We start from the raw sequence: 11,882 nt of genomic DNA, 5'->3' as shown, positions 1-11,882 counted from the left end.
GGGCCGAGCGGGCGAAGGCCCCCGTCCGGAGGGACGGGGGCCTTCGGCGGGAGAGCGGGACGGGAGCCGTCCCGCCGCCCGGTCACTTCCAGAGGGGCGGGGCGACGACGTCCTCGGAGCGGGCGCACTGCTTGGCGCGCTTGTCGAGGGCCTCGGCGCGGGCGTAGGCGCGGCGGGACTCCTCGCGGGCGCCGAGGCGCTTGAGCTGGGCGGCCCGCTGGCGCTCGTCCTGCGCCTGGTTCTTCAACTGCTGGACGTTGCAGGTGCGGTGCGGTGCCGCCTCGGCCGCCGGGGCGGCGGCGGTCTGCCCGAGCAGCAGGCCCCCGGCCAGCAGCGTCGTGGCGAACAGGGCGGGCAGGGTGCGGCGCGCACGCGTCGCGTGGTGCATGTGGTTCTCCAAGTCGGGGCCGTACGGGCCCGCATGAGGCATGGTCAATACCGACCGGTAACTTTACCTGGAGCGAAGGGGCCGATCGGACATGCCCCGCCGTATCCACCCGATCGTCAACACTCCTCCACAGGACGCCCACTGACGAGGTGATAGGTCGCGCGGGCGTCGAGCAGCAGCGGGACGAGCATCCGCTGGGACTGGCGCAGCGCCACGAAGGCGCCGCCGCCGGGCCTGCGGCTCACGGTCACGCCGTGCAGGGCGAGTTCGTCGCCCGCCTCGGCGTACTGCGCCGCGTCGAGGTGGTAGCCGCAGGGCGGGTCGGCGAGGATCTCGGCGGCCTCGGGCGGGTCGTTGTCGGCGCCGCCGAGGTAGACGGGGCCTCGGTCGGCGAGGCCGGTGAGGCGGGCGGCGGCGGAGGCGGCGGCGAGCGGGCCGCCCCGCTCGGAGACGTACGCGAAGACGTCCCTCAGCGCGGTGAGGTGGGTGGCGACCCTGCGGCGCTGGTTGAGCGCCGGGTCGCGCTCCTCGGCCGCGCCGAGCGGGTCCTCGCGGGTCTCGGCGAGGAGGGCGGTCATGTGCTTGATCCCGGCCGTGTTGCGCAGGATCCGCTCCTGGCCGTCGCCGGCGACCTGCTTCACCGGGCGTCCGGTGAGGGGGTCGGTCCAGATGCCGTAGACGCCGTGGGTGTACCCCGCGCGGCCGGCGCCGGGCCGGACGTACTCCTCGGAGAGGGTGCGGGACTCGGCGTGGACCCGGGCGTGGGCGTCGAGGCTGCGCGGCCAGAGGGCGAGCAGGTCCTTGTCGTAGTAGCCGGGGGTGGCCTCGTACTCGTGGAGGTCGTGGACGAGGTCGGGGCGCCGGTCGCGGACGACGGCGGCGAGGGCGCGGGCCTCCGCGGTGCGCAGGGCGAGGTGGTCGCGGTTGACGTCGATGCCGGCGGCGTTGCCGCGGGTGTCGGCCTCGCGCCCGTCGGGGTTGGCGTTGGGCAGGACGAGGACGGTGGTGCGGGCGAGGAGGCGCCGGGTGCCGGGGTCGCGGGTATGGGCGAGGTCCCGGACGGTGGTGAGGCACGCCTCCCGGCCGGCGGGTTCGTCACCGTGCTGGCCGCAGACGAGCAGGACGGCGGGGGCGCCGTGCGCGGGCCCGAGCGCGGCGAGCCGGAGCGGTCTGCCCTGCTCGGTGACGCCGAGGGTCGTGACGGTGACCCGGTCGCTGCCCCGGTCGACGGCGGCGAGGAAGTCCCGCTCCTCCGCCTCGGTCGTCCAGCGGGCGCCGCCGCTCGTCTCGAAGCCGGTCCGGGGCGGAGCCGGCCGCTCGGGTCCCGCCGCCTTCGCCGGGGCGGTGACGAGGGGCAGTCCGAGCACGGCGGCCCCGGTGGCGAGGGCCAGGACGCGGCGGGCGGCGCGGAATCGCTTCGGCATGGGCGGGAACGTACTCGCCGCGCCGGGCGGGGCGGAAGACCGTGTACGGGAAACGGGTGAACCGGCGGTTCATGTCGGCCGAATGGCGATCGTGTGACGGGACGCGCTCTTTACGTGACCCTGCGTCGCGTGGTTCATAGAGTCCGAAAGCGTACGAACTAAGGACCGACGCCCACCCACGCGTCTTACGCCGCCTGCGTCTCATACGACTTGGAGAACACCCGTGCACCGCAGAATCATCGTTCCGAGCGCCCTCGCGGCCTCCCTGCTGCTGGCGATCCCGGCATCGGCGGCCGACTACGTCCCGGGCGCACCGGGCATCGGCGACTCCTACTACCCCGCCAGCGGCAACGGCGGCTACGACGTCTCCCACTACGACCTGCGCCTGAAGTACCAGCCGGCGACCGACCTCCTGGAGGGCACGGCGACGATCCTGGCGACGACCACGCAGAACCTCTCGCGCTTCAACCTGGACCTGGGACTGAAGGCGTCGGAGGTGCGGGTCGACGGGCGCCTCGCGGTGTTCAGGGCGACCGGCGCGCACGAGCTGGAGATCGTCCCCGCGGTGCCACTGCCGAAGAACAAGCAGGTCACGGTGGTGGTGAGGTACGCGGGCAAGCCCTCCGACTTCAAGGTCGACGGCTGGTCCGCCTGGCACCGCACCCCGGACGGCGGGGTCGCCGCGCAGGAGCCGGACTCGGCCGCCTGGTGGTTCCCGTCCAACGACCACCCGCGCGACAAGGCCACCTTCGACGTGTCGGTGTCGGTGCCGGACGGAACCCAGGCCATCAGCAACGGCGTGCTCCAGTCGCAGTCCTCCCGGCTCGGCTGGACCCGCTTCAACTGGCGCTCGAACAAGCCGCAGGCGACCTATCTGGCCACGCTCGCGGTCGGGAAGTTCGACATCACCACGGACCGGACCGCGAACGGGCTGCCCGTCCTCAACGCGTACAGCAAGGACCTCGGCGACAACGCGGGCGCGGCCCGCGCCTCGATCGAGCGGACCGCCGAGGTCGCGGAGTGGCTGGAGGGGGTCTTCGGCCCGTACCCCTTCAACGCGCTCGGCGGCTACGTCCCCAACGTGACCAGCGGCTACGCGCTGGAGACCCAGACCCGGCCGTTCTACAGCCCGCGCCAGTTCGCGAACGGCGCCAACGTGTCGGTGGTCGTGCACGAGCTGGCCCACCAGTGGTACGGCGACAGCGTCTCGGTGCGCGACTGGAAGGACATCTGGATCAACGAGGGCTTCGCCCGCTACAGCCAGTGGCTGTGGTCGGAGAAGGAGGGCGAGGGCACGGCCCAGGAGCTGGCGGACTACGTGTACGCCACGCGGACGGCCGAGGACCCCTTCTGGACGGTGAAGCCCGGCGACCCGGGGCCGGACGCCCAGTTCCACATCGCGGTGTACGACCGGGGCGCGCTGGCGCTCCAGGCGCTGCGGAACGAGATCGGCGACGAGGACTTCTTCGCGATCCTGAAGGGCTGGCCGCAGCGGTTCGCGCACGGGAACGCGCGGGTCGCGGACTTCGTCCGGTACGCCGAGCAGATCTCCGGCAAGCCGCTGGCGGCGCTCTTCGACACCTGGCTGTACGAGCCCGGCAAGCCGGCCGCCGGTCCGTCGCCGGCCGCGGCGCCCGCGGCCCCCTCGGCGCGGGCGGCGGCGCCGGAGCACCTCCGGGCGGAGCCCGCGCAGCCGAGGTCGTGGAAGAAGATCGCCGCGACGAACACGGTCCACGACCACGAGAACCACTGAGCCGGTGCCCCTCGGGGGCCGTCCGTCAGCGCGCGGCGCGGCGGGCGGCCTCCCGGGCGCGCCGGGCGAGCGGCAGATAGCGCAGCCGCTCGGGCAGGACCGGAACGACGACCCGGACGATCCGGGCGAAGCGGCGCAGCCTGCGCTCCTGCTCCGGCGTCCACTCCAGGCCGATCGCCGCGCGGGCGTCCGGCGGCATCAGGCCGACGGTGAGGAAGGCGCGCACGCGCTGGAAGGGGCGGCGGAGCAGCGGCCAGAGGGGGCGGAGCGCGAGCCGGAGGAGCAGCGGGCCCCGGTCGGGCGCGGGCACGGGGGCGTCCGGGTCGATGAGCTCGCGGACGACGGCGGTGGCCTCCAGCTCCTCCGCGAGGACCCGGCGGTAGTAGGGCCAGAACTCCTCGGGGGTCTGCGGCATGTCCCGGTCGTGGATGCCGAGGATCCGGCCGACCCGGAGCCACTCGGCGTACAGCCCGCGGTCCTGGGCCTCGGTGAGCGGGCGGTGGAGCAGGGCGAGGCCGTGCCGGTAGACGGGGTAGCCGGTGGCGTGGACCCAGGCGTAGTAGGCGGGGGTGAGGGCGTGGTAGCGGCGCCCGTGCGCGTCGGTGCCCTGGATGTCCCGGTGCAGCGCGCGCAGCCGGCGCCCCTCGGCGGCGGCCTCGTCGCCGCCGTACACCCAGAGCTGGACGGAGCGCAGCGAGCGCTCCCCACGCCCCCAGGGGTCGGTGCGGAAGACGGAGTGCTCGTCGACGCCGGCGCCGATCGCCGGGTGCGCGACCTGCATGGTGAGCGCGGCGGGCAGCATGAGCAGCGCCCGGACGTCCCCGGCGACGCTCCACAGCACGCCGCCGACGGGCGGCGGGGCGGGGTCGGGGGCCCGCCGCCCGCCGGCGGCGCGCTCCCGGGCCTCGGTGCCGGACCTGGTGCTCATACGGGTGTCCCCCTGTCTCTCGCCTCGGTGGCCGGGGATGTCCCCCTGCCTTTCGCCTCGGTGGCCGCCTCTCCAGGGTGCACCTCGGGGGCGCCTTCGGGGCGTACGACGCCGGGGCCGTCCCCTGGGGCTCTCGCCCCGGGAACGGCCCCGGTGTGGTGGTTCGCGGTCAGGCGCGGTCGGCGCCGACCGGCTCGCCGACGATGCGGCCGGCGAGGGCGCGGGCCCAGGCGTCGACGTCGGCGTTGAGCTCGCGCTCGGCGGCCTCGCGCTCGGCGGTGATCTTCGCGGCGCCGGCGACGAGGATGGCGTCGCGCTCGGCCTGGCCCTCGGCGCGGGCGGCGGCGATGGCGGAGGAGCCCTCCTCGACGGCCTTGGAGCGGATCCGGGCGGCGTCGTGGCGGGCCTCGGCCAGCTCGGCCTCGTACTGGGCGCGGATCTCGGCGGCCTCGGCGCGCAGGTCGTCGGCGCGGCCGGTGGCGCCCTCGGTGGCGTCCTCGCGCTCCTCGATCGTGCGCTTGATCTTCGGGAGGATCACCTTCGCCAGGAAGAAGAAGGTGAGGAAGAAGACGGCGAAACCGAGGATGAGCTCGGCCAGGACCGGGTTCAGCGGGCCGAGGTCCATGTCGAAGATCTTGGCGTTGGAGGCGAGGGTCGTCATGGCGCGCATCCTACCTGGTCGCGGAACGGGCGGATCGTACACCCCCGTGATCGTTGGCGCGCTCGTACGACGCGGGCAAGATTCCCGGCACCTGGAGGCTACCGGAAGGTAACTACGGCTGGTTGGATGGCGCGCGCCGAGTACAACCCCCCACCTCTCGTCGGGAGTTCACGTGTCCCTCAGCACGTTCCGCCGTATCCCCGGTGCCGCCGTGTCCCTGGCGCTCGCCGCCGCCACCCTGGCGGCGACCGCCCCCGCCGCCTCGGCGGCGCCGGACGGGCCGCCCCGCCTCAAGGTGCTCACCTACAACGCCTTCCTCTTCAGCAAGACCCTCTACCCGAACTGGGGGCAGGACCACCGGGCCAGGGCGATACCCGCGGCCCCGTTCTTCCAGGGGCAGGACGTCGTGGTGGTCCAGGAGGCTTTCGACAACTCCTCCTCGGACGCCCTCAAGGCGAACGCCGCCGCCGCGTACCCGCACCAGACGCCCGTCGTGGGCCGCTCCAAGAGCGGCTGGGACGCGACCGGCGGGTCCTACGCGGCGATGACGCCCGAGGACGGCGGCGTCACGATCCTCAGCAAGTGGCCGATCGTCCGCAAGGAGCAGTACGTCTACAAGGACGCCTGCGGCGCCGACTGGTACTCGAACAAGGGCTTCGCCTACGCGGTCCTCGACGTGAACGGCAGCCGCGTCCACGTCGTCGGCACCCACGCCCAGTCCACCGACCCGGGCTGCGCGGCGGGCGAGGCGGCGCAGATGCGCAGCCGCCAGTTCAAGGCGATGGACGCCTTCCTCGACGCCAAGAACATCCCGGCGGGCGAGCAGGTGATCGTCGCGGGTGACATGAACGTCGACTCGCACTCCCCCGAGTACGCCTCGATGCTCGCCGACGCGGGTCTGGCCGGCGCGGACGCCCGCACCGGTCACCCGTACTCCTTCGACACCGAGCTGAACTCGATCGCGGCGGAGCGCTACCCGGACGACCCGCGCGAGGACCTGGACTACGTGCTGTACCGGGCCGGGAACGCCCGCCCGGCGAACTGGACCAACCACGTGGTCCTGGAGTCGTCCGCGCCGTGGACGGTCACCAGCTGGGGCACCTCGCACACGTACACCAACCTGTCGGACCACTACCCGGTGACCGGCTTCTGAGCCGGCCGCCCGGGCCCGCGGCTCAGTAGCCGGGGCCGCCGAAGGCGGTGTACGCCCAGGCGGCCACGGCTATGCCGACCAGCACCAGGACGACCCAGGAGCCGGCACCCGTGTGCCGGCCCTTGGCCTTGGGGGCCCGCTCCGTCCGCCGTCCGGCCCGGGAGGGCCCGGCGGCCGGGGGCTCCGCCGCCGCCGCGACCTCGGCGAGCATCCGCCGGCAGACGGCGGCCAGCTCGGAGACCGGCGCCGTCAGGTCCACCACGATCTCGGTACGCGCCGGGGCCGTCGTCCCCCCGTCGAGCAGCCGTCCGGCCCGCAGCAGCGCCCGGTCCTTGCCGCCCGTGGGCGCCAGGCTGATCCACCGCCGCACGTGCTCGCCGCGGATCACCACACCCCCGCCCCGCTCCCGGTAGACCGTGTGCTCCCGCCACAGGACTCCGGCCAATTCCGAAGCGGTCTCCCTCAGTTGCGCGTACATCCCACTCCCCTGTTCCGCCCGCGGACGCGGACCGGCCGCCGACTCTAACCCCCGGCCGGACCCCGGACCGACACCGAGGGTGTCAACCGGGGTTGACATGCGAAGGGTGTCAACCTAGATTGACACCATGAGTGATGCGACCGATCTCGCCACGCGGGCCGGCGACCGGGACCCCCGGGTGGGGCTGCGGGCCGTCTCCGCGCTGCGGCGACTGCTGGAACAACTGGAGGCCGTCCAGGTGCGCAGCGCGCGCAACCAGGGCTGGTCGTGGCAGGAGATCGCGACCGAGCTGGGCGTCAGCCGGCAGGCCGTCCACAAGAAGTACGGGAGGCAGTGATGTTCGAACGGTTCACGAAGGCCGCGCGCGCCGTGGTGAAGGGCGCCGCCGAGCACGCCGAGCGGGGTGACGCGGCGACCGTCACCCCGGAGCACCTGCTCCTCGCGCTGCTCGACCGGGAGGACACCCGCGCGGCGGCGGCGCTCGCCCGGCTCTGCCCCCGGGACCGCCGCCCCGCCCTGCTCGACGCCCTCGCCGACGCCCGGCGCCGGGCCGGCCTGTCCCGCGCCGACGCGGAGGCGCTGGCCGGCCTCGGGATCGACGTCGGCGCGATCGTCGCCCGTGTCGAGGAGACCCACGGGGCCGGGGCGCTCTCCGGCGGCCCCAGGGCCTCCGGCCGCCGCACCTTCTCCCGCGAGGCGAAGACCGTGCTGGAGAAGTCGCTCCGGGTCGCACTGGCCCGCAAGGACCGCGAGATCGGCGACGAGCACCTGCTCCTCGCCCTCACCACGACCGGCGGGGTGGTCGCCGAGGCCCTGGCCGACCACGGCGTGACGTACGCGTCCGTCGACTCGGCCCTCACGGCACCCGCACCGCTGTGACCCGGAGGGCCCGGGGTCTTTCACAGCACTGGTGAGACAGCAATACTGTTCCACCATGGAGGACGCGAGCGACGAGGGACTGCCGCCCGGATACACCGTCGACGAGCTGGCCGCGCGGGCCGGGGTCACGGTGCGGACGGTGCGCTTCTACGGGACGCGGGGGCTGCTGCCGCCGCCGGTGATCGGCCCCCGCCGGGTCGGGCGGTACGGCCCCGGGCACCTGGCCCGGCTCGCGCTCATCGAGGAGCTCCAGCGGCAGGGCATGACGCTCGCCGCGATCGAGCGGTACCTGGAGCAGCTGCCGCCCGAGCTCAGCGCGCAGGACCTCGCCGTGCACCGGGCGCTGGTGGCGTCGTGGGCGCCGGAGTCCGCCGAGACGATCACCCGGCGGGAGCTGGAGCGGCGCGCCGGACGGGAGCTGGCCGACCGGGACCTCGAACGGCTCGCCGCCATGGGGGTGCTGGAGGCGAGCGGTGACGACGGGGCGTTCCGGCTCGACGGGTCCCTGCTGCGGCTCGGCGTCGAGCTCCTCGACGTGCCCATCGAGCACGAGACCATCCTCGCCTCCCGGACGGTGCTCCTCGCCCACGCCCGGTCCGCCGCGCAGGAGCTGGCGCGGCTGTTCCAGGAGGAGGTGTGGAGCCCGTACCGGGAGAACGGGGAGGACCCGGACCACCTCACCGCGATGAAGTCGCTCTCGGCGCACATGCAGCCGATGGTGGTCCAGGCCCTCGTCACCGCGTTCCAGCGCTCGCTGAGCGAGGAGCTGCGGTCCGCGTTCAGGAGTCCGTGAAGGTCTCGCCCCGCTCCGCCTTCTCCACCAGCAGGGCCGGCGGGGCGAAGCGCTCGCCGTACGTCTCCGCCAGCTCGCGGGCGCGCGCCGTGAAGCCGGCGACGCCGCCCTCGTAGCCGTTGATGTACTGGAGGATGCCGCCGGTCCAGGCCGGGAAGCCGATGCCCATGATGGAGCCGATGTTGGCGTCGGCGACCGAGGTCAGGACGCCCTCCTCCAGGAGCCGGACGGTGTCCAGGGCCTCCGCGAAGAGCATGCGCTCCTGCATGTCGCGGAAGGGGATCTCGTACCCGGGCTTGGTGAAGTGCTCGCGCAGGCCCGGCCAGAGCTTGCCGCGCTTGCCGTCCTCGGCGTAGTCGTAGAAGCCGGCGCCTCCGCTGCGGCCGGGGCGGCCGAACTCGTCGACCATGCGGTCGATGACGGCCTCGCCGGGGTGGGTGACCCAGACGCCGCCCGCGTCCTCGATCGCCTTCCTCGTCTCGGTGCGGATCTTCCGCGGGAGGGTGAGGGTCAGCTCGTCCATCAGGGAGAGGATCTTGGCCGGGTAGCCGGCCTGGGCCGCGGCCTGCTCGATCGAGGCGGGCTCGATGCCCTCGCCGACCATGGCGACGCCCTCGTTGAGGAAGTGGCCGATGACGCGGGAGGTGAAGAAGCCGCGCGAGTCGTTGACGACGATCGGCGTCTTGTTGATCTGGCGGACCAGGTCGAAGGCGCGGGCCAGGGCCTCGTCGCCGGTGCGCTCGCCCTTGATGATCTCGACCAGCGGCATCTTGTCGACCGGCGAGAAGAAGTGCAGGCCGATGAAGTCGCCCTGGCGCTCGACCCCTTCGGCGAGGACGGTGATCGGGAGGGTGGAGGTGTTGGAGCAGAGCAGCGCGTCGGGGCCGACGATGTGCTGGATCTCCTGGAAGACCTTGTGCTTGAGCGCGGTGTCCTCGAAGACGGCCTCGATCACCGCGTCGCAGCCCGCGAGGGCCTGCGGGTCGGCGGTGGGCGTGATGCGGGCGAGCAGGGCGTCGGCCTTCTCCTGGGTCGTACGGCCCCGGGCGACGGCCTTGGCGCACAGCTTCTCCGAGTACCCCTTGCCCTTGGCGGCGGCCTCGTCGGTGACGTCCTTGAGGACGACCTCGATGCCGGCGCGGGCGCAGGAGTAGGCGATGCCGGCGCCCATCATGCCGGCGCCGAGCACGGCGACCTTGCGGACCTGGCGCTTCTCCACGCCCTTGGGGCGGCTGGCGCCGGAGTTGACGGCCTGGAGGTCGAAGAAGAACGCCTGGATCATGTTCTTCGCGGTCTGGCCGGTGACCAGCTCGGTGAAGTACCGGGACTCGATGACCTGCGCGGTCTCGAAGTCGACCTGGGAGCCCTCAACGGCGGCGGCCATGATGTTGCGCGGGGCCGGGTAGGGGGCGCCGGCCAGCGTCTTGCGCAGGTTGGCGGGGAAGGCCGGCAGGTTGGCGGCGAACTTCGGGTTCGACGGGGTGCCGCCGGGGATGCGGTGGCCGGGGACGTCCCAGGGCTGGGCGGACTCCGGGTGCGCGTCGATGAAGGCGATGGCCTTCGCCATCATCTCCTCGGGGGTGGCGGCCAGTTCGTGGATCAGGCCGTTGTCGAGGGCGCGCTTCGGCGTGTACTGGGTGCCCTGGAGGAGGACCTTGAGCAGGGCGTCGGTGATGCCCATGAGGCGGACGGTGCGGGTGACGCCGCCACCGCCGGGCAGCAGGCCGAGGGTGACCTCGGGCAGGCCGATCTTGGAGCCGGGGGCGTCGAGCGCGATCCGGTGGTGGGAGGCGAGCGCGATCTCGTAACCGCCGCCCAGGGCCGCGCCGTTGAGGGCGGCGACGACGGGCTTGCCGAGGGTCTCGATGCGGCGCAGGGCGCGCTTCATGTCCATCGCGGCCTCGAAGATGGGCCCGGCGTGCTCGGGGCCCGCCTGGATCATGTCCTTGAGGTCGCCGCCGGCGAAGAAGGTCTTCTTCGCGGAGGTGTAGATGACGCCGCGGACGGAGTCCTTCTCGGCCTCCAGGCGGTCGGCGACGGCCGTGATCGACGCGCGGAACGCCTGGTTCATGGTGTTGGCGGACTGGTTCGGGTCGTCGAGGACGAGGGTGACGATCCCCGTGGCGTCCTGCTCCCAGCGGATGGTGGTGCTCTCGCTCATGCTGATGCTTCTCCGGTGGCCGTGTGCGGGTGCGGACGGGGTGGTCAGACGCGCTCGACGATGGTGGCGATGCCCATGCCGCCGCCGACGCAGAGGGTGGCGAGGCCGTAGCGCTTGTCCTGGCGCTCCAGCTCGTCGACGAGGGTGCCGAGGATGATCGCGCCGGTGGCGCCGAGCGGGTGGCCGAGCGCGATCGCGCCGCCGTTGACGTTGACCTTGTCCAGCGAGACGCCCATGTCCTTGACGAAGCGGAGGACGACCGCGGCGAATGCCTCGTTGATCTCGATGAGGTCGATGTCGTCGATGGTGAGACCGGCCTTGGCGAGCGCCTTGCGGGCGGCCGGGGCGGGGCCGGTGAGCATGATGGTGGGCTCCGAGCCGGAGACGGCGGCGGCGACGATCCGGGCGCGGGGCGCCAGCCCGTACCGCTCGCCGATCTCCTTCGAGCCGACGGCGACGAGGGAGGCGCCGTCGACGATGCCGGAGGAGTTGCCGGCGTGGTGGACGTGGTCGATCTCCTCGACCCAGTGGTACTTCTGCAGCGCGACCGCGTCAAAGCCGCCGAGCTCGCCGATGTCCGCGAAGGACGGCTTGAGCCGGGCGAGGGAGTCGGCGGTGGTGCCCGGCCGCATGAACTCGTCGTGGTCGAGGACGGTCAGCCCGGCCCGGTCGACGACCGGCACGACGGAGCGGGCGAAGCGGCCCTCCTTCCAGGCGGTCGCGGCACGCTCCTGGGAGAGGGCGGCATACTCGTCGACGTCGCGGCGGCTGAAGCCCTCGATGGTGGCGATGAGGTCGGCGCCGATGCCCTGCGGGACGAAGTTCGTCTCCAGGTTGGTCATCGGGTCGGCGAACCAGGCGCCGCCGTCGGAGGCCATCGGGACGCGGGACATGGACTCGACGCCGCCGGCGAGGACGAGGTCCTCCCAGCCGGAACGGACCTTCATGGCGGCCATGTTGACCGCTTCGAGGCCCGAGGCGCAGAAGCGGTTCTCCTGGACGCCGGCGACGGTCTCGGGGAGCCCGGCGGCGATGGCGGCGATCCGGGCGATGTCGGAGCCCTGGTCGCCGACCGGGCCGACGACGCCGAGGACGATGTCGTCGACGGCGGCCGGGTCGAGGCCGGGGTTGCGGGTCTGGATCTCGCGGATCAGGCCGGTGACCAGGTCGATGGGCTTGGTGCCGTGCAGGGAGCCGTTGGCCTTGCCGCGTCCGCGCGGGGTGCGGATCGCGTCGTACACGTACGCTTCGGTGCTCACGGGAA

At 73.3% G+C, this 11,882-nt stretch carries 12 protein-coding genes; 5 read left to right on the top strand and 7 right to left on the bottom strand.

The window, feature by feature from the left end:
• Window positions 1-82 precede the first annotated feature (82 nt).
• Together ACIGHB_RS01285 and ACIGHB_RS01280 are read right to left on the bottom strand one after the other, a co-directional pair.
• The gene (locus ACIGHB_RS01285) at window positions 83-388 is read right to left on the bottom strand and encodes a hypothetical protein (RefSeq protein WP_360315864.1); all 306 of its coding nucleotides are present in this window, start codon (window positions 386-388) and stop codon (window positions 83-85) included.
• 116 nt (window positions 389-504) lie between these two features.
• Window positions 505-1,812 carry a M14 family metallocarboxypeptidase gene (locus ACIGHB_RS01280; RefSeq protein ID WP_399908509.1) on the bottom strand — a complete coding sequence of 436 codons (1,308 nt, stop codon included), beginning with the start codon at window positions 1,810-1,812 and terminating at the stop codon, window positions 505-507.
• 223 nt (window positions 1,813-2,035) lie between these two features.
• On the opposite strand from ACIGHB_RS01280, the gene ACIGHB_RS01275 reads away from it, so the two are divergent.
• On the top strand, window positions 2,036-3,565 hold the full coding sequence (locus ACIGHB_RS01275) for a M1 family metallopeptidase (protein WP_399908506.1): 1,530 nt from the start codon (window positions 2,036-2,038) through the stop codon (window positions 3,563-3,565).
• A gap of 25 nt (window positions 3,566-3,590) precedes the next feature.
• Here the strand turns inward: ACIGHB_RS01275 and ACIGHB_RS01270 are convergent, their stop codons facing one another.
• Complete coding sequence (locus ACIGHB_RS01270) at window positions 3,591-4,493, bottom strand: oxygenase MpaB family protein (RefSeq protein ID WP_360315872.1); 903 nt, start codon at window positions 4,491-4,493, stop codon at window positions 3,591-3,593.
• Window positions 4,494-4,662: 169 nt separating this feature from the next.
• A complete protein-coding gene (locus ACIGHB_RS01265; protein ID WP_360315875.1) occupies window positions 4,663-5,154 on the bottom strand; it encodes a hypothetical protein in 492 nt (163 codons plus the stop codon).
• A gap of 172 nt (window positions 5,155-5,326) precedes the next feature.
• On the opposite strand from ACIGHB_RS01265, the gene sph reads away from it, so the two are divergent.
• Window positions 5,327-6,307 carry a sphingomyelin phosphodiesterase gene (gene sph / locus ACIGHB_RS01260; protein WP_399908503.1) on the top strand — a complete coding sequence of 327 codons (981 nt, stop codon included), beginning with the start codon at window positions 5,327-5,329 and terminating at the stop codon, window positions 6,305-6,307.
• 22 nt (window positions 6,308-6,329) lie between these two features.
• Here the strand turns inward: sph and ACIGHB_RS01255 are convergent, their stop codons facing one another.
• Window positions 6,330-6,785, bottom strand: a complete 456-nt coding sequence (locus ACIGHB_RS01255) for a hypothetical protein (protein ID WP_399908500.1) — start codon at window positions 6,783-6,785, stop codon at window positions 6,330-6,332.
• Between the two features lie 127 nt (window positions 6,786-6,912).
• Between ACIGHB_RS01255 and ACIGHB_RS01250 the strand changes: the two genes are divergently transcribed.
• From ACIGHB_RS01250 to ACIGHB_RS01240, 3 genes are read left to right on the top strand one after another with little or no spacing between them, the layout of a single operon-like run.
• Complete coding sequence (locus tag ACIGHB_RS01250) at window positions 6,913-7,122, top strand: helix-turn-helix domain-containing protein (protein WP_360315884.1); 210 nt, start codon at window positions 6,913-6,915, stop codon at window positions 7,120-7,122.
• Entirely contained in the window at window positions 7,122-7,664 is a 543-nt protein-coding gene (locus ACIGHB_RS01245) for a Clp protease N-terminal domain-containing protein (RefSeq protein ID WP_360315886.1), read from the top strand. The genes ACIGHB_RS01250 and ACIGHB_RS01245 overlap by 1 nt, the downstream gene beginning before the upstream one ends.
• Before the next feature lie 55 nt (window positions 7,665-7,719).
• Window positions 7,720-8,457: a MerR family transcriptional regulator gene (locus ACIGHB_RS01240; protein ID WP_388873441.1), complete on the top strand. Its 738-nt coding sequence runs from the start codon at window positions 7,720-7,722 to the stop codon at window positions 8,455-8,457.
• On the opposite strand, the gene ACIGHB_RS01235 is transcribed toward ACIGHB_RS01240, so the two are convergent.
• On the bottom strand, window positions 8,444-10,618 hold the full coding sequence (locus tag ACIGHB_RS01235; RefSeq protein ID WP_399908495.1) for a 3-hydroxyacyl-CoA dehydrogenase NAD-binding domain-containing protein: 2,175 nt from the start codon (window positions 10,616-10,618) through the stop codon (window positions 8,444-8,446). The genes ACIGHB_RS01240 and ACIGHB_RS01235 overlap by 14 nt on opposite strands.
• 44 nt (window positions 10,619-10,662) lie before the next feature.
• Entirely contained in the window at window positions 10,663-11,877 is a 1,215-nt protein-coding gene (locus tag ACIGHB_RS01230) for an acetyl-CoA C-acetyltransferase (RefSeq protein WP_360315894.1), read from the bottom strand.
• Between the last annotated feature and the right edge of the window lie 5 nt (window positions 11,878-11,882).

The organism is Streptomyces sp. NPDC085460 (genome assembly GCF_044541975.1).
GTDB lineage: Bacteria > Actinomycetota > Actinomycetes > Streptomycetales > Streptomycetaceae > Streptomyces.
Note: the sequence above shows the minus strand (reverse complement) of the source record. Positions and strands in the feature narration are given on the sequence as shown.

What these genes read in the sequence shown, in the direction of transcription:
- ACIGHB_RS01255 (WP_399908500.1), bottom strand. Translation starts at nt 6,785, where the DNA reads ATGTACGCGCAACTGAGGGAGACCGCTTCGGAATTGGCCGGAGTCCTG.
- ACIGHB_RS01250 (WP_360315884.1), top strand. Translation starts at nt 6,913, where the DNA reads ATGAGTGATGCGACCGATCTCGCCACGCGGGCCGGCGACCGGGACCCC.
- ACIGHB_RS01265 (WP_360315875.1), bottom strand. Translation starts at nt 5,154, where the DNA reads ATGACGACCCTCGCCTCCAACGCCAAGATCTTCGACATGGACCTCGGC.
- ACIGHB_RS01270 (WP_360315872.1), bottom strand. Translation starts at nt 4,493, where the DNA reads ATGAGCACCAGGTCCGGCACCGAGGCCCGGGAGCGCGCCGCCGGCGGG.
- ACIGHB_RS01280 (WP_399908509.1), bottom strand. Translation starts at nt 1,812, where the DNA reads ATGCCGAAGCGATTCCGCGCCGCCCGCCGCGTCCTGGCCCTCGCCACC.
- ACIGHB_RS01240 (WP_388873441.1), top strand. Translation starts at nt 7,720, where the DNA reads ATGGAGGACGCGAGCGACGAGGGACTGCCGCCCGGATACACCGTCGAC.
- ACIGHB_RS01285 (WP_360315864.1), bottom strand. Translation starts at nt 388, where the DNA reads ATGCACCACGCGACGCGTGCGCGCCGCACCCTGCCCGCCCTGTTCGCC.
- ACIGHB_RS01245 (WP_360315886.1), top strand. Translation starts at nt 7,122, where the DNA reads ATGTTCGAACGGTTCACGAAGGCCGCGCGCGCCGTGGTGAAGGGCGCC.
- ACIGHB_RS01235 (WP_399908495.1), bottom strand. Translation starts at nt 10,618, where the DNA reads ATGAGCGAGAGCACCACCATCCGCTGGGAGCAGGACGCCACGGGGATC.